Here is a 19557-nt window from a genome sequence, read left to right on the forward strand (position 1 = left end):
CAAAGTGAAGCTGGAATCAAAGTTTCGATAAAATACTCATGACTCTCCGAGATTGTAGGCCTTTACAATATCGGAATAACCGATAATTCCGACGGGCTTTAGCCTGCGATCCATGACCATCAAATAATTTGCCTGTAATGAGTTCATTTTACGGCTCGCTTCGCCTATGGTGTTGTTGGTACTTATATATCCCGGCGGCGAGGGAACCAAATTGCCGATTTGGCGCTCCCCTCGGCCTCGACTGATTTCATCCAATACTGCGGTTTTAGAAATACTTCCGATGAGGCCTCCCGCATCATCTCTGACATAAGCGAACCATTCCCTGGATTGTTCAAACCGGCTCATTGCTTCTCGAACCGTAACGTCCACACTCAAACATAGCGGGTTCGTTGGGAGCACTTCCGCGACGAGAATCGACGAGAGACGGTCGGATGCACGTTTTCGAATTATATCGAATCCGCGCTTTGCCAATTTCATCGTGTAAATGCTCTCCCGATACAACTTGGTGCTTATCGTTGTCGATCCTACGGCTGCCAGCATTAACGGTAAGATTAAATAGTAGTTATTCGTCATTTCAAATAACATAATTATGGCCGTGATCGGGGCATGAGCTGTGCCGGCAAAAACGGCTGCCATTCCCGCTACCGCAAACACCCCATCACTAACTGGCAAGTTCGGAAATAACGATTGACATACCAACCGAATGCTCCTCCCAGCATGGCCCCCATGAACAGTCCCGGCGCAAATACTCCGCCTGAACCTCCAGATGCGATTGTCGTACAAGTCACGAGCAGCTTAAGGATTAGCAGCGCGAGCAGAAGACCGAGATCGAGTTGATGGCAAGAGCTCTTTCCACTGACGGATACCCGACCCCAAGAATTTGCGGGTACCAGTAGCCGCATATCCCTACAATAAGTCCTCCGAGTGCCGGCTTAAGCCACTCCGGCAGAGCTTTTAAGCGATCCCACTGCATTTCGAAAAATAACAATGTTTTCATATACAACAGAGAGAAGAAGCCCCCGAGAAGACCAAGGACAAGGAATATTAGAAGCACGGCGATACCGTTCACTTCGTAATGCGGAATCGGGAATGAAGGAACGTTGCCGAGATATAGCCTGCCTATAGCTGCGGATAAAACCGAAGCAATGACGATGGCGCTAAGATTCGTTATCGTAAAGCTGCCGAGAATGATTTCCGACGCGAAAAGCGCACCTCCGATTGGGGCGTTAAACGTTCCCGCCACTCCTGCCGCGGCGCCGCATGCGACCAGAATCTTGAGATTCGTCTCTCCGATTCCGAACAGTTGGCCAAACGTAGAGCCCCAAGCAGAACCGATCTGAACAATAGGCCCTTCGCGACCGACTGATCCACCTGAACCGATGGAAATAGCGGATGCAGCAGCCTTTGCAACAACAATTCTAGGCCGTATCACACCTTTTTTCTCGGTTACCGCAAACATCACTTCCGGAACTCCATGCCCCTTCGCCTCACGGGCGAAGAAATAAACAAGCAAACCGACTAGCAGTCCCCCAACGGCCGGCATGAAAAGCGTACGGATGCCGAGAACATAAGCTGATAGTTCCGTTTGACTGCGTCCGTAGAACACGTATGTTACCCCATCGATGAGCTTGCGAAACCCTACCGCCCCGTAACCTCCGCCTAATCCGATGATTGCTGCGTAGATCATAACTGCTGCCTGTTCCGTGATGAGACGGCTTATTCTTAGATGCAAGTTTGCCAACATGACGATAGCCTCCTGAAAAAAGGCTCTGCCTCGATCTAAGAGGCAAGAGCCATGTTACAAATCTACGAATTAATGCTGTAGGGAAACATTTTCTTAGCAGAGTCCGAAATTTTAAACGCGAATGAAGTTCGAGAAAAGCCGTTAGTAGTACCTATTCATATTCCTCCGCAGTTAGCGTTATTCTGATTTTGCCGTGAAACTGATTTTCTCGTGTATTACGTCTTCAATCGGGGGCATATTAAAAAACTTCCCCTTCCTTCATTTCTTGATGATACCTTGCTTAATCAAGAAATTTCGGGCGACATCCTCTGCCTTCATGCCGTCCATATCAACCTGAGCATTCAAATCCTGCATGACGCTTTCATTCAGTTTGTTCTCGAGCGAATTGAGCGCCTTGCCTACATCCGGGTATTTATTCAATACATCTTCACGAACCAAGGGGCCGGCATGGTACGGCGGGAAGAAGTTTTTATCGTCTTGTAAAACGGTTAAATGGTTCACTTTAATCTGCCCATCCGTTGAATACGCGTCAATAACATCCACATTTTTCTCGGTAAGAGAACGGTACATGATGCCATGGTCCATCCCTTTGACCTCTTTGAATTTCATTCCGTATTGCTTATCCAAACCCGGGTAACCATCCGGACGGTCCTTGAACTCAAACTCGCAGCCCAGCAAGAGCCCGCCGGATACTTTGGCCAGATCGCTGAATGTTTTTAGATTGTATTTTTGAGCCGTTTCTTGTGTAACGGCCAGTGTGTACGTGTTATTGAAGCCGAATTTGTTTGTGAATACCAGCTTATCTTTTTTTAGCAAATCCCTCGCTTTCTGCAGCGTTTCATCGGCAGTCCCGGTCTTTTCCTGATAATAGTTCGCGACTATGGTCCCAGTATATTCAGGATATAATTGGATATCGTTATTTAAAAGTGCTTTCCAAGCCACATTGGAACCGCCCAAATTGACTTTTCTCACGACGTTGAGGTTCGTTTTGTCCTCAATCACATCCGCCATCAAATGCGCCAATATGATATTTTCCGTAAAGTTCTTTGAACCGATAGTTATGGATTCCTTATTACTGCTGGCATTTGAGCTGCACCCGGTTAAGGCTGCTATTGCAAGAGAAAGCAGAATGCCCGCAAAGCGTTTTTTCATTTTCTTGAACTCCTCCAATCTCTACAACTATATTTTCAATCCTCGAGGCGTCGTAACGCGCTCCAGAAAACCAAGCAGATAATCTAATAGAAGGGCCAATAAAGCAGCTGGAAGCGCACCAAGCAAGATCAGTGCATCGATGTTTCGTGTAATCCCCAGGAAAATGAAATCACCTAAGCCACCGGCGCCGATAAAAGCCGCGATCGTTGCCGTACCTACATTGATAACGGTAGCCGTTCGTATGCCAGCCATTATAACCGATAGCGCCAACGGGAGTTGAATGCGGAACAAAATTTGCGTGCCGGTCATCCCCATCCCTTTGGCGGCTTCAATGGTCGATTTATCCACATCCTGAATTCCCGTGTAAGTGTTGCGGATGATCGGCAGCAGCGAATACAGGAACAAAGCGGCAATGGCCGTATTCATCCCGATGCCGAACATAGGAATCATAAACCCTAACAAGGCAAGACTGGGGATTGTTTGTAATATCCCTGCACCGCCGAGTACCCAATTGGTCAAAATCTTTTTGCGCGTTATGAGAATTCCTAACGGCAAACCAATGAGGATGGCGATTAGCATGGAGAAAGAGACGAGTCCTAAGTGCTTTGCACTTGCTACGATAAGATCCTCCCATCTCATTCCAAGCTGTTTAACGAGTTGTTCCCAAAGCGATCCCCTCATCAAGTAACCTCCTTTCCGGCCCAATGCTCGGCAAAAGCTGTTAGCAAGGAAGATCTCGTTATCACTCCGACGACGCGTTTCTTATCGTCAACAACGGGGAGTATGCCGAATTTTGTGGTTGTAATAGCGATAAGGGCATCTTTGGCAGTTGCGGACTGGTGCAAAATAGGCTCATTCGGTTGGCTAATTTCTTGTATGGTTCGAATTTGTTCCAGCTTGGACTGCAAGTCATAGGCAGAAACGATTCCACAAAATGTTCCCCTGTCATCAACAAGAATCAGGGTATCCGTTCTTCTCTGTCTCATCATGGACATCGCTTTTGCGGGAGATAAGATTTCGGTAGCGGTAGCCGGGTTATCTCTCATGATGTCGGTTACCGAGATATACTCGGGATTTTGGTAAATCCGGTTCTTGCCGATAAAAGTTTCGACGAAGCCGTGGACCGGTTCTTTCATCAGCTTCTCCGGCGTATCGAACTGCAGAATGGCACCGTCCTTCATTACCGCAATCCGGTCTCCCATTTTCAGCGCTTCATCCATATCATGGGTTACAAAAATGATAGTTTTCTTCATCGTTCTTTGCAGCTGGATCAACTCATTCTGCAGCTGCTCTCTTGTAATAGGATCCAGCGCTCCAAATGGTTCGTCCATAAGCACAATTTCCGGATCTGCCGCCAGAGCTCTTGCTACTCCAACCCGCTGTTGTTGTCCTCCAGAGAGCTCGCGAGGATACCGCTTGGCGAATCGGTCCGGTTCCAGACCTACCATTTGCAGCAGTTCAGCCGCGCGTTGCTTCCTCTTCGCTTCTTTCCATCCAAGTAAACTGAGCACAACGGCGATATTGTCTTCAATCGTATAATGCGGAAAAAGCCCGACTTGTTGGATGACATAACCGATATTTCGGCGCAGATCTACAGGATTTTCCTTGGTTATATTTTTGCCGTTAATGGAAATGGTGCCGCCTGTATGAGGCACTAGCCGATTGATCATTTTCATGGTCGTGGATTTACCGCAGCCGCTCGGGCCAATAAAAACAATAAACTCGCCGGCATCGATCCGAAAGTTCAAATCCTTCACGGCTTGAAATCCATTCGGATACGTTTTGCTAACTTGCTCGAATAGTATCATGGCCTCCTCCTGTTCATTCTTAAACAGGACCTAACCTGTTTTTTTGTATACTATAACAAAATCAACCCTAACTGACAACCCATAAAATAATTCGGAGTTGTTTGTAACGTTATGGAATTATTGATTTATAATAGAAAAACCAACGCAAAAAAAAAGCAGTGTATGGATACACTGCTTACACATAAACCGGCACCGTTTATAAAAATAAAATTTATGTTTCCGCTGCTTGATTGATAAACAAGTCCGTCCGCCGCTGCACCTGTTCGTCACCAACGACAACGAGGATATCATCTTCTCTTAAAATGACATGCGGCCCCGGCGAGATTGAAATCTCCGTACCTCTTCGCAATGCAATAATGGTGGCTCCCGTCTGCTGCCATAACTGCAGGTTGGCGATCGTTTTACCGCGCGCATGTGACGACTCGCCGACTTTGATCTCCACTGGATTGTATGTTTTTAAGCCGTTAAGCCGATCTGAAAGCTGAATGATTTCTTTCAGTATTCCGTTCAAATTTGTAGTCCATTTCTTGCTTTTCCTTTAACAGAATCTCCAGCTCTTGTCTCAAAGAGTAGACAGATTTTAAATACTGATTTTTAATGATATAATCCTCCGCCAGCCGTTTGGATAACACCGTAATTTCCTTGCCTTGAGAGACGGAGACAATGTTCTCGTCCTTAAGTAGCCCAATAGACTTCCTGATCGTTTCCGGGGAAACATGATATTTGCTGGCCAATAACGTACGTCCGGAGATTTTGCTGTTAACAGGCAGTTCGCCGTTAACAATCCTTTGGGCAATGTCAAGCGATATCGATTTATAGCCGGGCATCTCTTGCACGCATATTTCCTCCTGAATTTGCAATTGGGGCTTAACATTCACGTTCTTCATTCGCCTTCCCGCTCTAAATATCCTTTATTCCAACAAGTTCCATACATCCTGCGTGGCGAATCAGCTGCGGTGTTACCGCCCAACGAGTTCTTTATTCCGCATCGTGAACAGCCGGATAGCCTATGGTGCTTCATGTTGCATTAGTAATTATAATTATCGATCCGCATCACGTATCATTAGCCGTTTCAAGCGGTTAAATTTATGGTAATTTTGTTACAGAAATTGTTGTATGATGATCAATGGGAGGTGTCTCCATGATCGAGAAATACGGTTTGCTTAAGGAACCGGACAAGACGATGTTCGTGTTCGAGAAAAACGGAAAGTATTATGGCCACATCGTTAAAAACAAGACCGCCGGTGCGCCGGCAAAATTGATTTTTGAAACTCCAAAATTCGACAACATAGCCGATTTAAAGGCGGAATATCCGGATGCTGAAGAGTAAGGCGGCGTTTAGCGGTTATGCCTAGCTGCAGTCGCGTACCGCCAAAAAGGCGCCAGACAGCCAAAAACGGCTCGTCTGGCGCTTTTCATTCCCAAGTCCGAATAGCGAGCTAACGGCAAGAACTTGCATCGGCCGGAGCCTTTGCATTACGATGAGGAAAAACCGGTATTGTCGCATCGAAAACGAAAGGAAGGATTCGGCAGCTATGTGCGGTCGCTATACGATTATCGTGTCGATGGAAGAGCTGATGCTGCGCTATTTGGCGGATTGGCCGGCGGGCCCGCACCAGCCGCGCTACAACGTCGCCCCGATGCAGGACGTGCTGGCCGTCATTCACGACGGCGAGAAGAACCGTCTCGGACCGCTGCGCTGGGGGCTCGTTCCGGCGTGGGCGGACGATGACAAGATCGGCAGCCGCATGATTAACGCCCGTGCGGAAACGCTGCTGCAGAAGCCGGCGTTCAAACCATTGATCGCTCGCAAGCGCGCGCTCATTCCGGCGGACGGCTTTTACGAATGGAAGACGGTCGGCGGCCGCAAGCAGCCGATGCGGATTACGATGAAGGACGGCGGTGTGTTTTCGTTTGCCGCGCTGTACGATACGTGGACGAGCCCGGAAGGCAAGAAGATCCATACGTGCACCATTATTACGACAACGCCGAACAGCCTTGTGGCGGGCATCCACGACCGGATGCCGGTCATTCTGCGCCGCGAGGACGAGTCCGTGTGGCTCAGTCGCAGCAATCGCGACGCGGAGCGGCTGATGTCGCTGCTGCAGCCGTATCCGGCCGAAGCGATGCGGGCGTACCCCGTCTCGCCGCAGGTCGGGAACGTAAAGAACGATACGGAGTCGTGCATCGAAGAAATCGGCGTACGATGACCTCCCTGCTCCCTTCACTTCGCGGCCGCGAACTTCCCGCGGCCGCCCCCGCATAAGTTTTCATTTTTATCCATCCTAACAAAAATAAAGCGCTAATACGCGTTTGGGATGGATGGCCATGTTGTTCTTTACCCTTTTCCTGAAGAAAAAAAAGTATTCGCGAACGAAACCGCCGGCGACGACGGAGCCGCCGCAAAGCCGCAATGCGGACCAGCACCCGCTCCAGCCCGATTTGTCCCAAAATATCGCAGAGCTCAAACGCTTGTTTCCCGCCTCGCCCGACCTCGTCGTTTACCGGTTTGCCACGGGCCGGCAAGGTCTCCAGGCAGCTTTGGTCTACCTGGACGGATTGACGGATAAAAATTCGATCAACAACGACGTTTTGCGGCCGATGATGTACGGCACGCCGGAAACGCCGGACGCGTCCAGATCCCGGTAATCAGCGGCGTTCGGACCGCTTCGGATTGGTCCGCCGTAGAAACCGCCATTCATTACGGCGAAAGCGTATTGTTCATCGATGGGCAGCAAGAGGCCTCGATTTACGACACCAAAGGCTGGCCTCAGCGTTCCATTGAAGACCCGCAGCTGGAAAGCTCGCTTAAAGGCGCGCACCAAGGCTTTGTCGAAACCGGATTGCAAAATCTCGCGCTCCTTCGCAGATATATTCCGAACCGGGAACTCCGCATCGAGGGGCATACGATTGGCCGCCGCACCAAAACGCAGCTCTGGGTCGTATACCTCGAAGACGTCGCCCACCCGGAAGTGCTGCTGGAGCTGCAAACGCGAATCGGGCAGATCGATATCGACGCGATCATTAATACCGGCGAATTGGCGGAGCTGATCGAGGACAACAGCTTTTCGCCGTTTCCGCAATTTATTGTGACGGAACGCCCCGATTCGGCCGCGTCCCACTTGCTGCAAGGCAGATTTATCGTTGTCGTCGACCGTTCGCCCAGCGTCCTGGTCGCTCCCGCTACAATAACTTCCTTTTTTCAAAGCGTGGACGATTACAGTTTGCGCTGGCTGATCGCGTCGTTCATTCGCCTTCTTCGTTTCACGGCTTTTATAGTCGCGATGTTTTTGCCGGCCACCTATATTGCGTTCATCGCCTTCAATTACGAAGTCATTCCGATGCAGCTGTTCCTGTCGATCGCGGAATCGAGGGAACGCGTTCCGTTCCCGCCGCTCCTGGAAGCGCTGCTGATGGAAATTACGCTGGAAATGATCCGGGAAGCCGGAATCCGGCTGCCCGCTCCTGTCGGGCAGTCGATCAGCATGGTAGGAGGCATTATTGTCGGACAGGCGGCGGTACAGGCCCATATCGTCAGCAATATCATGGTGATTGTTGTCGCCTCCACCGCCATCGCTTCTTTCATTATCCCTAGCTACGATATGGGAACTGCCGTCCGTCTGCTGCGGTTCCCGATGATGCTGCTCGCTTCCCTCTTCGGCATTGTCGGGCTTACCGTAGGCCTGATGATGCTGATCGCCCATTTGGTCGCGCTGGAATCGCTCGGCACTCCTTACGGGAGTCCTCTAGCCCCGTTCCGCTGGGCCGATATGAAAGATACGTTCCTCCGATTGCCGCTATGGACCATGAACAAGCGGCCTAAGAGCGCCAGGCCGATTCAATCGAATCGCGTCGGACATAAGGAGCCGGAAGGGGACGCTCCATGAAAAAGTACGCATTTAACGAAATCACGCCGATGCAGTATACGCTGATCCTGTTCGGGACGCAAGTAGGCACCGGCGTTCTTGCGTTGCCCAGGGTGCTGGCGGAGAAGAGCGGCACCGACGGTTGGATATCGATCATTTTGGCATGGGCCCTCAACTCCGTAGCGGGCCTCCTCATTTTGTCGCTGTTCAAACGTTATCCGGACGACACGATGCCGGACTTGCTCGTCCGGTTATTCGGCAAATGGCTCGGTAAGCTCATCCTGCTGCCGCTCCTCGCCTATTTCGCTTTTTTCAGCTGGACCAGCCTTGTACGGGGACTGCTGTATGTCAAGGCGTGGTTTTTGCCGAAGACACCGGATTATATCGTCATGCTGCTGCTCACCGTTCCTGTCTTTATGGTTGTCCGGAACGGACTCCGCGTGCAGGCCCGATACAGCGAAATCGTGTTTTACATGACGATGTGGATGCCGTTCTTCCTCCTGTTTCTGCTGTCGAGAGGGCACTGGATTCATATGCTGCCCCTCTTCAAGGAAGGGTGGTGGCCGATCGTCAAGGCATTGCCGACGACGCTGCTTTCGTTCCTGGGGATTGAAGTGCTGTATGTCCTGCATCCGTTCTTGCAAAAAAAGCAATACGCCGTGCACGGGTTCATGATCGCCAACGGGATGACCGGACTCCTTTACTTGCTGGTGGTCATCGTTTGCTACGTCTATTTTTCCCCCGACGCGATCACCCTTTATAACCAGCCGGTGCTGTCTTTGCTCAAAGAGATCGAATTCCGGTTTTTGGAACGGTTCGACATGGTGTTTTTAGCGCTATATTTGCTCGTCATTTCAAGATCATGGGTGCCGTACATTTTCAGTACAGTATTCTGCGCGAGCCAGCTGCTTGGCAAGCAGGACCATGCGGTCCCGGCGGTTTGCTATATGATCGCCACCATCGTTCTCGTCTTTCTTATTCATCCGACATGGAACGAATCGGACATGTGGGTGCAGTATCAACTGTATGCCGCCCCGTTCCTTGTCTATTTGCTTCCTCTCATCCTGTACCTATACGTTCGGGGGCTGGAAGCTTTCCGGGGGAGGCAAACGCCATGAAACGCGGCTTGCTGATCTTGCTTGCCATGGGCGCGCTTTTGTCGGGCTGCTTCGACAAGAACAATATTGAAGACGTTTCCCTCGTGCTTTTGGTAGGCTCGATTTGGACGAGGACAACAATTTGCTCGTTTCGGCGTCCAGTCCCGTCTTTAGCAGGGAAGCCGAAATCAAGGAAGAATCTTTTCAAGTGCAGACGCTGACGCTGCGCCAATCCCGCGATGAATTCGACAAGCTTTTTACGGCGTTCCCGTCCGCCGGGAAAGTGCAATTCATCCTGATCGGCAAGCGCGTGCTGGAGCATCCCGACTGGTTCCCGCTGTTGGACGTATTTTTCCGGGACCCCCGCAATTCCGTCAAAGCGAGAGTTGCCATGGTGGACGGATCGGCGTACGACGTTGTCCGCTTTTTGCCGAGCAACAAACCGCGTCTTCCTCTCTACTTGACGAAGCTGTTCGATACCGCTTACCGCCGCAATTTGACTGTGAAAACATCGCTCCGGGAATTGCAGAGGCAAATATTCGAAAGAGGAATGACTCCCAGCATCTCCAAGCTGCGCAAAGACGACAATCTGATCGTAACGGGGACGGCGCTGCTCGATAAAAAAGGCAAGTACGCGCTGTCGATCGGTTCCGAGGAAACCAAGCTGCTGCGCGTTCTGCAGGACGAAACGCAAGGGGAATTTTCGTTCACGATGACTTACCCCGATAAAGCGCAAGGCGGGCTGTTTCATCTGGGGTCTTTCTCCTTCTCGGCACCCGCCATATCAGTCAAGACGAAAGCCGGCTATGCCGATAACAAGTTCAAGTTCGATGTCAAGATCCACATGCGGGCGGTGTTGACGGAGCGCCACTTCTACGATATCGATATACGGCGCGAAGGGGCCAAGCTGGAACGGGTAATCGAGCAGCAGATGAAAGCTCGCTTCGAAAAGCTGATCGGCAAAGTGCAAGCGGCCAAAATCGATCCGTTCGGCTACGGCCTATACGCGCGAGCTTATGCTTACAAGCCGTGGAAGACGGTTCAGGATCGGTGGGGCGAAGCTTTTTCCGAGGCGAGCGTGAACGTAAACGTTAAAGTAACGATAGGTGCAATGGGGGCGATCCAGTAAGCCCGTGATGATAGGAAAAGCCGGCCGTCATCATGCGGGCCGGCTTTTCCGATTCAGTATGCTAGAACTGTATGACAAGGGCAGTTTGCGGTACAAGAACCGCTTTGGCCCGGAACGCCAGCCTTCCCTCGGACCGCTCGAAAGAGACGCTATTGCCGCCAATCGTCACGTCCTTGACGTCGCGGCCGAGCAGCAGTCCGCTGCCAAAGCTGGACAGCCTCAACTCGCCCCTCATAACTTCCAGCTCGATCTTTCCGCCGCTGCAGCGAACTTCGCCCCATCCTTCGTTCAAGCTCCAAAAACATCGAAAATCGCTTTCCGGCCATCTCGGGTTAAAACCGATATGGCCATTCACCATGTCGTATTCGAAACCGCTCAGAGCAAGAAGCAGCCCATAAGACGCCATGGAACGCGCATAGTTGCTGCCGCATTCGAACTCATTCCACGGATTGCGCCGCTGCCCGTCATACCGGTCGCGGATGGACTTCACAACGCGAAGCCCTTCCTCCACAAGCCCTTCATGAATCATATGGCAAGCGGCCTGATATTCGAACCCGTTCATGCATTCATCGGCATAAGGAACCGGTACGGTCGGGCCGTTTCCGTCCGGCCAAGTGCAGATCACAAGGCCTGCTTCGTCGTTCAGTCCATAAATGCGGCAAGCGTTCGGGTAATCGCGCAAATTTTCTATGTAGTTATGTTCGTAAATCGATTGCACCGCCCGCTTCACTTTGACGGGATCAAGAACGTATCCCAAGCCGACGAGGTGAGCGAACCACTGGCCGAGAACCTGATCGATGCCGCAGCCTTCGCCGATCTGGTATTTATGCTCTTCGGCCTCGTCATTCCAGTACACTTCTTCCGCTCCGAATTGTTCAAGAACAGACCGGTCCTTGAGATCGACCAGCTGGTGGAAGTACCGTCCGTTGAACAAATGCTCGTTCGTCCAAGCCGCTCCTTTCGCCCAAAGCGCCTCATATTCCGCCGCTTTCTCCGGCTCGCCGAGAGCGCCCGCCATCTCTGCCGCCGCCTTCAGCGCAGTCAAGTACATGCTCGTCAGCCACGAATTGGGGCCGAACAGCTCCATGTCCAGCGTATGATGCTGGCGCCCTTCCATGACACCGTCCTTGTCGGCATCCCATCGGTCTTCGTTCGCAGGGTCCCAGGCATATTCGAGCGCTTGGCGGACACGGGGCCAAATCGAGCGCAGCCACTCCGTATCTCCGGAAATTTTCCATTCCCGGTACGTTTTAATGATGCCTCCCATTTGGCCGTCAGCCGCGGCTCTGAACTTGTTGTCGCGAGTCGTCCGCTCGGGCGGGAGCATAAGGCGAAACGCCATTTTTCCGTTCTCGAATTGGGCGTAGGCGTAATCGATGTTGCGCATGGAGCGGGCTAGCGCCGGGAACAGAAAAGCTGTAGCCTGCTCGTAGTTCCATACGTGCGTGCAGGAACCTTCGCACGAGCCTTCGTTCGTATGAACGCCCTCGAAGCCGTACAGCGTCCCGTCCGTCAACCGCAGCACAGTAGGCGATTTCAGGATGGAAATGTTGCTGCTGACGGCGTCAAGCACCGCGGCGGGAAGCGTCGAGCGGAACAGCGTCTCTTGAAACAGCCGGGTTTCGGTATATAACCGGTCATATTGTTCCATAACGTAATTCGCCGCATCGGTAGAATCCCGGAACAGCGTCGAATAGTAATTTTTCCAGCTCGGCAGGTTGTCGCCGCTGCCCGGATTCCAGAAGTTGACGCAATTCGGAAAGCTCCACGCCAGCACGAACCGGAACGTTGCCGTTTCGCCCGGCGCCACTCTGCGATGGCCGCTCAGCAGGCCGACGTCCTGATGCTTTTCATGCAGTCTTTTGGCATCGAGCTCGCGCGGGCCTTCGTACCTTCTCTCCTGAAAGCGGCCCGGCCGGCTGAAGTCTTTCCAGAACACGGTCAAGTTATCGAACCATCCACCGCGATACCAATACGACTGGTAGCTGACTTCCTCGCTCTCGATCATCAGCGTCAAATCGCCGAATTCCGCATCGTCCGCTTCGTAATGGACGGAGGACATCCGGATCGCCCGCCTCCCGCCGACTTCTAGCGCTTCGTTGACGGCCCCTTTCCGAAACGGATTCGACACGTTGCCGACCAGGCTGATTTCCAACGTTTCTTCCGACCGGTTGTACACCTCGTATTCGAAGATGGCGCAAGGAATGGACGAATCTTTATCGTTCAGCGGAATGAACGGGTTGAACGCCGTCAGCTTGACGGAGACAGGGTCCTCCGCGTCGTCGAACATCATTTCCGCAACCGGGAATTTGCCGCGGAACGACGTGCCCGCGAAGTGCGGAAAGCCGGCCATGTTTTCCCGCCTGGGGCCGTAGCCGTAGCCTTCGAACTTCCCCTTTCCTTCCCCGGTATACGGCGCTTGCAGATCCCCGTTCAGCACCTTGGCCAGCTTCACCTCGCCGCCGCACTCCGCTTTAACGGCAAAGAAGGAGAACCCGTTAAAGCTCAGCTTGCTCGGCCTGTTGAAAATTTCCCAATCGATCAGCCGGCCGTTGCCGGCCAGGCCGATGCTGCCTGTTCCGATGCCGCCAAGCGGAAACGAGATTTGGCTCGTTCGCGCCCCCGTATACGTAAAGTCCATGTCGCTGTTCATAGCAATACCTCCCCATGCTCCCCATGATAAGTAAATGTATGTGCTTCGCCGCAACTTTACAATTTCAGTCCGCCTGCCGTAATGCCGTCGAGCAAATACTTCTGTCCGAAAATGTACAGCAATAGCGGCACGACGAGAGACAGCGTGACCCCGGCGAGAATGGCCGACAAGTTCCCCGTTCCGAACGCACCGGTCAATGCCGTCATGCCGATCGGCAGCGTCATTTTTTCGAACGAATTCAGAAAAATAAGCGGACGGAAAAAATCGTTCCAATGCGCGATGAAACTGATCACCGACGTGACGACAACCGCCGGGAACGCCATCGGGAGGATGATTTTCCAGAATACCCATACCCGGCTGGCCCCGTCCATATAAGCGGCCTCATCGTACGTATACGAGATCGTCATCATCGTCTGCCGGATCATGAAGATCCCGAACGGGTTAATAAGCCCCGGCAAAATGAGCGCCAAGTGCGTATCGACCAGCCCCAGCTTCGACATCATGATGAACTGGGGGATGATCGTGACTTGCCCCGGAATCATGAGCCCGGACAAAAAGACGAGAAACAGAACGTTGCGTCCCGCAAATGCGATACGGGAAAACGCGAATGCGGCCATGCTCGAGATGAAGACGTGCCCGATCACGATGATCAGGCATATTTTCAAACTGTTGAAAATAAAGTCGAAAAACGGCACTTTGGCGAACACTTCCGCGTAATTGCCGATATGCCACGCTGTCGGAAAAATGGCCGGCGGCAGCGAGAACGAATCTTGCGGCAGACGCAGCGAAGTGGATACGATCCAGAGGAAAGGAGCTATCATGAAAAAAGAAAGCGCGAGCAAAGCTCCCTCCAGCACGACTCCCCCCAACCCGATTGGCAGCACCGTTCTTCTGGCCGTCCCTGCAATCCATCCTTTGGAAACCTCCACCTGTATTGGCGCCTCCTCTCTTACTCCCGGTCGTAATTTACCCACTTATGGCTGATGGAAAATTGGAACATCGTCACGCACAAAATGATCAGGAACAAACTGAGCGAGAGCGCGGATGCATACCCCATCTCGTGATGCTGGAACGCCACTTCGTAAATATACATGTTCACCGAGCGCGAAGCGTCTCCTGGTCCGCCGGCGGTGATCAGGTACGGTTCGTCAAATATTTGCGTCGCGCCGATCAGCGTTGTAACGAGCACGAAAAAAATGGTAGGAGACAGCATCGGCAGCGTGACGGAGAAGAAGATTTGGATTTTGCCGGCGCCGTCGATTTTGGCCGCATCGTAGAGCGGTTCCGGAATGCTTTGCAAGCCGATCATATAATAAAGAAACGCATTGCCGATAAATTTCCAGAAGCTGTAGATGGCTACGGCCAAATACACCCACCGGGGGGATTGCATCCACGGAATAGGACCGGCTCCGAATTTGCCAAGCACGTAATTCAGAACCCCGAAATCGGTGTTCAGAATGAATTGCCACGCGACGGCAACCGCGGCGGAAGTCGCCAGGACCGGAAAATAGAAGATCGTGCGGTATACATATTTCCACCCTTTGGCAATATTTCTGTTGACGGCGAGAGCAATCAGAAGCCCGAGAATGGCGTGCATCGGCGTTAAAATGGCAATATATTTGAACGTATTGCCGTATGTAAGCCATAGCCTGCCGTCGGCGAACAGGTGCTTGATGTTGTCGAAACCGATCCATTTGGCCGGCGTGATGACGTTGTATTTGGTAAAACTGAGATAAATGGCCGCTGCGACCGGCTCGCCGATAAACCAAATGAAAAATAGCAAAGCTGGTGCCAGAAACAAGAGCCCGACAATGGCGTTGGACATTTTATGACCGGCTATCACGCTGGATCCCTCCCGTCAATCGGAGCGCCGGGCGATCTGCGCGGACCGCCCCCGGTACGCCGCGATGCTGCGTCATTTTTTCAGGATGGCGTCGATTTCTTGCTTGGCTTTCTTCATCGCCGTCGCCGCATCGGACTGGTTGGACAAAATCTCCGACACATGCCTGTCGAACACCCCTTGAATTTCGCCGTACTGCATCGGAGCTTCCACCGCTTTGGCGACATCGGCGCTCTCGGCGTACACTTTCCAATTCGAGGCCGGCGTCTTGGGCAATACTTCGTTCATGACAGAGATGCGCGTCGGGATTGACGTGTTGGAAAGCGTCGTTTTCTGGGAATAGACGCCGCTCAGGAAAGCGGAAAGTTGATAGGCGGCTTCCGGGTACTTGGTCGATTTGAGCACAGGGAACGCCCCCGAGCCGAAAATCACTTTACTCGTTTTGAACGTCGGCAAAAACTGCACGTCAATGTTCGCAAAATGATTTTTGTCGTAAGTTCCGAACGGCCATTTCCCTGCCGCAATCATGGCCACCTGGCCGTTCATGAGCATCTGGATCTGGTTGTCTTTCGGGCTTGGGACCGGCGCGACTTTGTACTTGTAGATCAGATCCTGGAAAATTGCATCATCTCGACGGCGTTCGGATCGTCAAGCTTGCTCGCAGTCATATTGTCGTTCAAAATGCTCGCGTCATTGTTAAACAGCCATGCGGACGCTCCGAAATAGTAATTCGGAATCGCAAAACCGAACGTTTTTTTGCCTCCCTTTTCCGTCGTCAGCTTTTGCGCATACTGGAGAAAAACGTCCTTCGTCCAGTTCTTGTTCGGGACGGGCAGCCCGGCTTGCTTGAGCAGCTCCGTATTGAAGTGCATGACTACGTTATTCCAATCCCAAACGAAGCCGTACGTTTTATTGTCGATGACGAAGGGCGACTGAAGCTTCGGATGCAAATCGTTGTAGTTGTCCAATGCGCCCGGATCGGATTTCATGTACGGATCGAGCGGGAGCAGCAGGTCCTGTTTGGCAAACATCTGGATGCCTTCGATCGCTACGCGGATAACGTCAGGCGAGTTCCCCCCGGCGATCATCGTCTGAATTTTGTTGAAATAATCGGCCCAACCGTTGCTGACCACTTCGACCCGTTTCACTTTGATATCCGGATTTTTCTTGTTGAACTCGGCCAAAATCGTCGACAGCTGCTCGTCGGATGCTTCGTTTTTGCTCCACACCAGCGTAAGCTCGGCTTTGCCGGGTTTGGCGGTGCTCGGCTTATCTCCGGGGGCGCTTGACGCGGGGGCGGAGCCTCCTCCCGCTCCCGCACCGCATGCGGCCAGCGACCAAACCAGAGCAATGATCGATACGAAGACCCAAGCCCTTTTCATGCTCAACACCATCCTTAACAGATTGTGATGCCGCACTCCCGGGACAACGGGCCCGGTGCGGCAAGATGTGTGTCCAAGCTGCCAATTTGTTGTTTCGAGGTGAATAACTTGCTCCGTGCACGTGCACGGAAACGGCCAAAAAAAATTGGCGACGAAAACGGTACTGACTCGAGAGGCGTCCCCCTCGTCTTGCCGCAACAAGGCGGCAGCTGGTTGCCGGAGCTCCAAAACGTTAATCGTGCACGTGAACGTTCCCATCTTATCAAATGCCCGGAAGTTTGTAAACGCTTTTATTCGAATATGGTTCGTCTTGCCTAATCTTCGGCTGCCCATTATCGTTCACGAGCACGAAGATGTTGACCATGACGTTTCGTTAGGCTACGATTAGACCCAGAAGCCATTTTCCACGGAGGCCACAACTGTCATGAACGTTACGAGTAAGCAAATCGCCGAGCTGTGCGGAGTAACGCGGGGAACGGTGGATCGGGCGCTCAACAACCGCCCCGGCATCAATCCGGAAACGCGCGCGAAAATATTGCGGGTCGCCGAGGAGCTCGGCTACCGCCCCCATTTTTTGGCGCAGAGCCTTGTAAAAGGGCACACGAAAACGTTAGGCATCGTCTTGTTCGACATCCATAACCGCATTTTTTCCCAGCTGTTCCACGCATTTGAGGCTGAAGCCCGCAAACGGGGCTACATCGTCTACCTTGTCCTTTCCAATCGCAACAAAGAGCTGGAGCTGGAGTACATCAACAATTTGCTGGATCGCCGAGTCGACGGGATCGCGCTGCTGCCGGCCAACTTCAACAAAAAGTTCGAATCTTTCCTGCTTCGTTCGCGCACGCCTATCGTAACGTTCGGCAATCGCTTAGCCGGTCCGTTCCCCTATATTTGGATCGACGACAAGCAAGCCATTCGCGACTCCGTCGCCTTTCTCGCGAGCCGCGGCTATCGGCACTTGTTTTATGTCAGCCCGCCGCTGAGGCGCAAGGGGAAAGAAAACATTTACGTTCCCGAACAGCGCTATAACGGATTCGTAGAGGCGTGCGAAGCGATCCCGGACATGCGGTTTAACGTCATCGCGCAGAAATATTATTTAGACGAGTTGAACGATTTGATCGAGAAAACGGACGGCAAACGGGCGATCCTATGCTCCAGCGACGTGTATGCCCTCGAGGTGCTGAAATGGCTGAAATCCCGGAAAATCCGGGTGCCCGAACAAATCGGCCTGATGGGCTTCGACAATATCGACGTCTTGAATTATGTGAACCCGGCTCTCACAACCGTTGACTACAACGTGAATGCGATCGGCACCGGACTTGCCGATTTGCTGATCAGCCGCATTAACGAGGAGGAAGTTCCCGCGGAGACGCTCATCGCCCATCAGGTCGTGCCGGGAGAATCCGTCTCTCCGTAGCTGCCGTCTTGCTCTTTACATGATTTTTCCCGTTGTTGTACAAACTAACAGTCCATGGACGGAGACAATCTTGTTGACACGAAACCATTTGGTGTCGTAAAATAAAGCGAAACCAAATGGGTTCGAATTTTGGCGGACCCGGGCAATTATAACCTGAAAAGCGAGGTACTTACGATGGAACAAAACAACACTCAAAATGCGCTGCCTGAAATTCGCCAAACGTCGGTGTTCAATGCCCCAATCGGCAAAGTGTGGGACGCGGTCGCCACGTCGGAGGGGATCGCGGCATGGTTCATGCCCAACGATTTTGAGCCTGTGGTCGGCCATGAGTTTCACTTGAATGCCGGCCCTTACGGCATGGCTTGGTGCAAAGTGACGGAGTTCGACCCGCCCCGCCGCCTTTCGTTCCTATGGACCAAGGACTGGACGATTACATTCGAATTAGCCGATCTCGGCGACAAAACGGAGTTTACGCTCATCCACGCCGGTTGGGACGCCGACAAAGTTACCGAATTCGGTCAGCCGCACACTGCTGTGCGCGAAAACATGGCCGGCGGCTGGGTAGGGCTGGCGAAAAAACTGGCCGCTTACGTCGAGCAGTAATATGGCAGCCGCACCGAAGCACGATGTGTTTCAAGCGATCGCCGATCCAACCCGCCGGCAGCTGTTGAAGCTGCTCGGCGAGCAGGAAATGCCCGTCACCGTTATCAGCGGGCATTTTCCGATGAGCCGGACGGCCGTTTCCAAACATTTGCGCGTTTTGGCGGAGGCCGGGCTCGTCAAAGAAAGGAAGGTCGGCCGGGAGACGCGGTACCAGCTGGAGGCGCGGCCTCTGCAGCAATTGAAAGAGTGGCTCGGTTACTACGAGCGGTTCTGGGAAAACAAAGTGTCCATGCTCAAGCATTACGTCGAATCGGACGGCACCGATACGAAGCAAGGGCTTCGCCCCGAAGGGTGAAGCCCTTGTTTTTTATGCAGGCGTGCGTACAGCTGCATGCTTACAAAAGGAGATGAATATATGCTCCAGCATCTTCATCGGCCATTCGCCACGCACGTTCGAGACATGGACCGGCAAAAGTACTGCAACGAGTTGAACCGCGAAACGTTCCTCCACGCGATGGGGTATAACGTCATTTCCTTCGCTTACGACGACGTCGAACAGTGCCCCGATCTGTGCATCACGTTGCTGCGTACCGTGCTGAGCCGATATCAGCCCAGCCAGACACCGATTTCCCGCTCTCAGCTTGCCGAAAAAGAAATTGTGCGACTTGCGATTCAACTGGCTAGGCCGGTCCGACCGAAAGATATAGCATGTCATTTTGATATCGATCACAAGACAGCTGTGCTGATGCTGAAAAAGCTGTGCGCAAAAGGCTCGTTGTCCCCGTCGTTTCGCGGCAACGGAGAAAGGGTCGTCCGGTATGAGCTGGCCCGCGGCAATCTGGATTACTTTGATTAAAAGGAAAACA

20 protein-coding genes and 2 pseudogenes are annotated in these 19557 nt (G+C 52.4%); 9 read left to right on the forward strand and 13 right to left on the reverse strand.

Features of this window, described 5'->3' with window-relative positions; translation table 11 throughout:
* Window positions 1–36 precede the first annotated feature (36 nt).
* From SD70_RS39235 to SD70_RS37990, 8 genes and pseudogenes are all read right to left on the reverse strand, one after another.
* On the reverse strand, window positions 37–585 hold the full coding sequence (locus SD70_RS39235) for a CBS domain-containing protein (RefSeq protein WP_394297963.1): 549 nt from the start codon (window positions 583–585) through the stop codon (window positions 37–39).
* Window positions 568–902: pseudogene (locus SD70_RS40340) on the reverse strand (chloride channel protein); the annotation flags it as partial. The pseudogene SD70_RS40340 and the gene SD70_RS39235, both read right to left, overlap by 18 nt.
* A complete protein-coding gene (locus SD70_RS33285; RefSeq protein WP_052487377.1) occupies window positions 803–1744 on the reverse strand; it encodes a chloride channel protein in 942 nt (313 codons plus the stop codon). The pseudogene SD70_RS40340 and the gene SD70_RS33285, both read right to left, overlap by 100 nt.
* 258 nt (window positions 1745–2002) lie before the next feature.
* Window positions 2003–2896, reverse strand: coding sequence for a glycine betaine ABC transporter substrate-binding protein (locus tag SD70_RS12930; RefSeq protein ID WP_041047979.1), 894 nt, complete (start codon window positions 2894–2896; stop codon window positions 2003–2005).
* A 27-nt stretch (window positions 2897–2923) separates the two neighbouring features.
* Window positions 2924–3577: an ABC transporter permease gene (locus SD70_RS12935; RefSeq protein WP_041047980.1), complete on the reverse strand. Its 654-nt coding sequence runs from the start codon at window positions 3575–3577 to the stop codon at window positions 2924–2926.
* Window positions 3577–4704, reverse strand: coding sequence for a betaine/proline/choline family ABC transporter ATP-binding protein (locus SD70_RS12940; protein ID WP_041047981.1), 1128 nt, complete (start codon window positions 4702–4704; stop codon window positions 3577–3579). Before SD70_RS12940 ends, SD70_RS12935 begins: the two co-directional genes overlap by 1 nt.
* Window positions 4705–4915: 211 nt before the next feature.
* Window positions 4916–5146, reverse strand: a complete 231-nt coding sequence (locus SD70_RS37985) for a cation:proton antiporter regulatory subunit (protein WP_231571193.1) — start codon at window positions 5144–5146, stop codon at window positions 4916–4918.
* Window positions 5147–5168: 22 nt separating this feature from the next.
* The gene (locus SD70_RS37990; protein WP_231571203.1) at window positions 5169–5531 is read right to left on the reverse strand and encodes a GntR family transcriptional regulator; all 363 of its coding nucleotides are present in this window, start codon (window positions 5529–5531) and stop codon (window positions 5169–5171) included.
* A 314-nt stretch (window positions 5532–5845) separates the two neighbouring features.
* Here SD70_RS37990 and SD70_RS12950 point away from each other — a divergent pair, with 314 nt between their 5' ends.
* The 5 genes and pseudogenes from SD70_RS12950 (at window position 5846) to SD70_RS12970 (ending at window position 10796) form a co-directional block, all read left to right on the forward strand.
* Window positions 5846–6034 (forward strand): hypothetical protein, encoded by a 189-nt coding sequence (locus tag SD70_RS12950; protein ID WP_041047982.1) that lies wholly within the window; start codon window positions 5846–5848, stop codon window positions 6032–6034.
* A 205-nt stretch (window positions 6035–6239) separates the two neighbouring features.
* Window positions 6240–6914 carry an SOS response-associated peptidase gene (locus SD70_RS12955; protein ID WP_041048031.1) on the forward strand — a complete coding sequence of 225 codons (675 nt, stop codon included), beginning with the start codon at window positions 6240–6242 and terminating at the stop codon, window positions 6912–6914.
* A gap of 118 nt (window positions 6915–7032) precedes the next feature.
* Window positions 7033–8591, forward strand: a pseudogene (locus tag SD70_RS12960) (spore germination protein).
* Window positions 8588–9688, forward strand: coding sequence for a GerAB/ArcD/ProY family transporter (locus SD70_RS12965; protein WP_041047983.1), 1101 nt, complete (start codon window positions 8588–8590; stop codon window positions 9686–9688). The pseudogene SD70_RS12960 and the gene SD70_RS12965 overlap by 4 nt, the downstream one beginning before the upstream one ends.
* Before the next feature lie 103 nt (window positions 9689–9791).
* Window positions 9792–10796: a Ger(x)C family spore germination protein gene (locus tag SD70_RS12970; protein WP_231571194.1), complete on the forward strand. Its 1005-nt coding sequence runs from the start codon at window positions 9792–9794 to the stop codon at window positions 10794–10796.
* 61 nt (window positions 10797–10857) lie between these two features.
* On the opposite strand, the gene SD70_RS12975 is transcribed toward SD70_RS12970, so the two are convergent.
* The 5 genes from SD70_RS12975 to SD70_RS12995 all read right to left on the reverse strand — a co-directional run bounded on the left by SD70_RS12975 (window position 10858) and on the right by SD70_RS12995 (window position 16671).
* Window positions 10858–13449: a GH116 family glycosyl-hydrolase gene (locus SD70_RS12975; RefSeq protein ID WP_052487378.1), complete on the reverse strand. Its 2592-nt coding sequence runs from the start codon at window positions 13447–13449 to the stop codon at window positions 10858–10860.
* A 56-nt stretch (window positions 13450–13505) separates the two neighbouring features.
* Entirely contained in the window at window positions 13506–14378 is an 873-nt protein-coding gene (locus tag SD70_RS12980; protein WP_052487379.1) for a carbohydrate ABC transporter permease, read from the reverse strand.
* A gap of 20 nt (window positions 14379–14398) precedes the next feature.
* Window positions 14399–15292: a carbohydrate ABC transporter permease gene (locus SD70_RS12985; protein WP_052487380.1), complete on the reverse strand. Its 894-nt coding sequence runs from the start codon at window positions 15290–15292 to the stop codon at window positions 14399–14401.
* A gap of 72 nt (window positions 15293–15364) precedes the next feature.
* The gene (locus SD70_RS12990) at window positions 15365–15910 is read right to left on the reverse strand and encodes an extracellular solute-binding protein (RefSeq protein WP_156158007.1); all 546 of its coding nucleotides are present in this window, start codon (window positions 15908–15910) and stop codon (window positions 15365–15367) included.
* Complete coding sequence (locus tag SD70_RS12995) at window positions 15895–16671, reverse strand: extracellular solute-binding protein (RefSeq protein WP_041047985.1); 777 nt, start codon at window positions 16669–16671, stop codon at window positions 15895–15897. The genes SD70_RS12990 and SD70_RS12995 overlap by 16 nt, the downstream gene beginning before the upstream one ends.
* Before the next feature lie 424 nt (window positions 16672–17095).
* Here SD70_RS12995 and SD70_RS13000 point away from each other — a divergent pair, with 424 nt between their 5' ends.
* The 4 genes from SD70_RS13000 (at window position 17096) to SD70_RS13015 (ending at window position 19547) form a co-directional block, all read left to right on the forward strand.
* Window positions 17096–18088 (forward strand): LacI family DNA-binding transcriptional regulator, encoded by a 993-nt coding sequence (locus SD70_RS13000; protein WP_041047986.1) that lies wholly within the window; start codon window positions 17096–17098, stop codon window positions 18086–18088.
* A 174-nt stretch (window positions 18089–18262) separates the two neighbouring features.
* Window positions 18263–18691, forward strand: a complete 429-nt coding sequence (locus SD70_RS13005) for an SRPBCC family protein (protein ID WP_041048035.1) — start codon at window positions 18263–18265, stop codon at window positions 18689–18691.
* Window position 18692: 1 nt separating this feature from the next.
* Window positions 18693–19046 carry an ArsR/SmtB family transcription factor gene (locus SD70_RS13010; protein ID WP_041047987.1) on the forward strand — a complete coding sequence of 118 codons (354 nt, stop codon included), beginning with the start codon at window positions 18693–18695 and terminating at the stop codon, window positions 19044–19046.
* 60 nt (window positions 19047–19106) lie between these two features.
* Window positions 19107–19547 (forward strand): hypothetical protein, encoded by a 441-nt coding sequence (locus SD70_RS13015; RefSeq protein WP_052487381.1) that lies wholly within the window; start codon window positions 19107–19109, stop codon window positions 19545–19547.
* Window positions 19548–19557 lie beyond the last annotated feature (10 nt).

Source organism: Gordoniibacillus kamchatkensis, from assembly GCF_000829455.1.
GTDB lineage: Bacteria > Bacillota > Bacilli > Paenibacillales > NBRC-103111 > Gordoniibacillus > Gordoniibacillus kamchatkensis.

Bases quoted from the DNA above. Each gene is read 5' to 3' on its own strand.
- SD70_RS39235 (WP_394297963.1), bottom strand. From the start codon at position 585: ATGTTATTTGAAATGACGAATAACTACTATTTAATCTTACCGTTAATG.
- SD70_RS33285 (WP_052487377.1), bottom strand. From the start codon at position 1,744: ATGTTGGCAAACTTGCATCTAAGAATAAGCCGTCTCATCACGGAACAG.
- SD70_RS12930 (WP_041047979.1), bottom strand. From the start codon at position 2,896: ATGAAAAAACGCTTTGCGGGCATTCTGCTTTCTCTTGCAATAGCAGCC.
- SD70_RS12935 (WP_041047980.1), bottom strand. From the start codon at position 3,577: ATGAGGGGATCGCTTTGGGAACAACTCGTTAAACAGCTTGGAATGAGA.
- SD70_RS12940 (WP_041047981.1), bottom strand. From the start codon at position 4,704: ATGATACTATTCGAGCAAGTTAGCAAAACGTATCCGAATGGATTTCAA.
- SD70_RS37990 (WP_231571203.1), bottom strand. From the start codon at position 5,531: ATGCCCGGCTATAAATCGATATCGCTTGACATTGCCCAAAGGATTGTT.
- SD70_RS12950 (WP_041047982.1), top strand. From the start codon at position 5,846: ATGATCGAGAAATACGGTTTGCTTAAGGAACCGGACAAGACGATGTTC.
- SD70_RS12955 (WP_041048031.1), top strand. From the start codon at position 6,240: ATGTGCGGTCGCTATACGATTATCGTGTCGATGGAAGAGCTGATGCTG.
- SD70_RS12965 (WP_041047983.1), top strand. From the start codon at position 8,588: ATGAAAAAGTACGCATTTAACGAAATCACGCCGATGCAGTATACGCTG.
- SD70_RS12975 (WP_052487378.1), bottom strand. From the start codon at position 13,449: ATGAACAGCGACATGGACTTTACGTATACGGGGGCGCGAACGAGCCAA.
- SD70_RS12995 (WP_041047985.1), bottom strand. From the start codon at position 16,671: ATGAAAAGGGCTTGGGTCTTCGTATCGATCATTGCTCTGGTTTGGTCG.
- SD70_RS13000 (WP_041047986.1), top strand. From the start codon at position 17,096: ATGAACGTTACGAGTAAGCAAATCGCCGAGCTGTGCGGAGTAACGCGG.
- SD70_RS13005 (WP_041048035.1), top strand. From the start codon at position 18,263: ATGGAACAAAACAACACTCAAAATGCGCTGCCTGAAATTCGCCAAACG.
- SD70_RS13010 (WP_041047987.1), top strand. From the start codon at position 18,693: ATGGCAGCCGCACCGAAGCACGATGTGTTTCAAGCGATCGCCGATCCA.
- SD70_RS13015 (WP_052487381.1), top strand. From the start codon at position 19,107: ATGCTCCAGCATCTTCATCGGCCATTCGCCACGCACGTTCGAGACATG.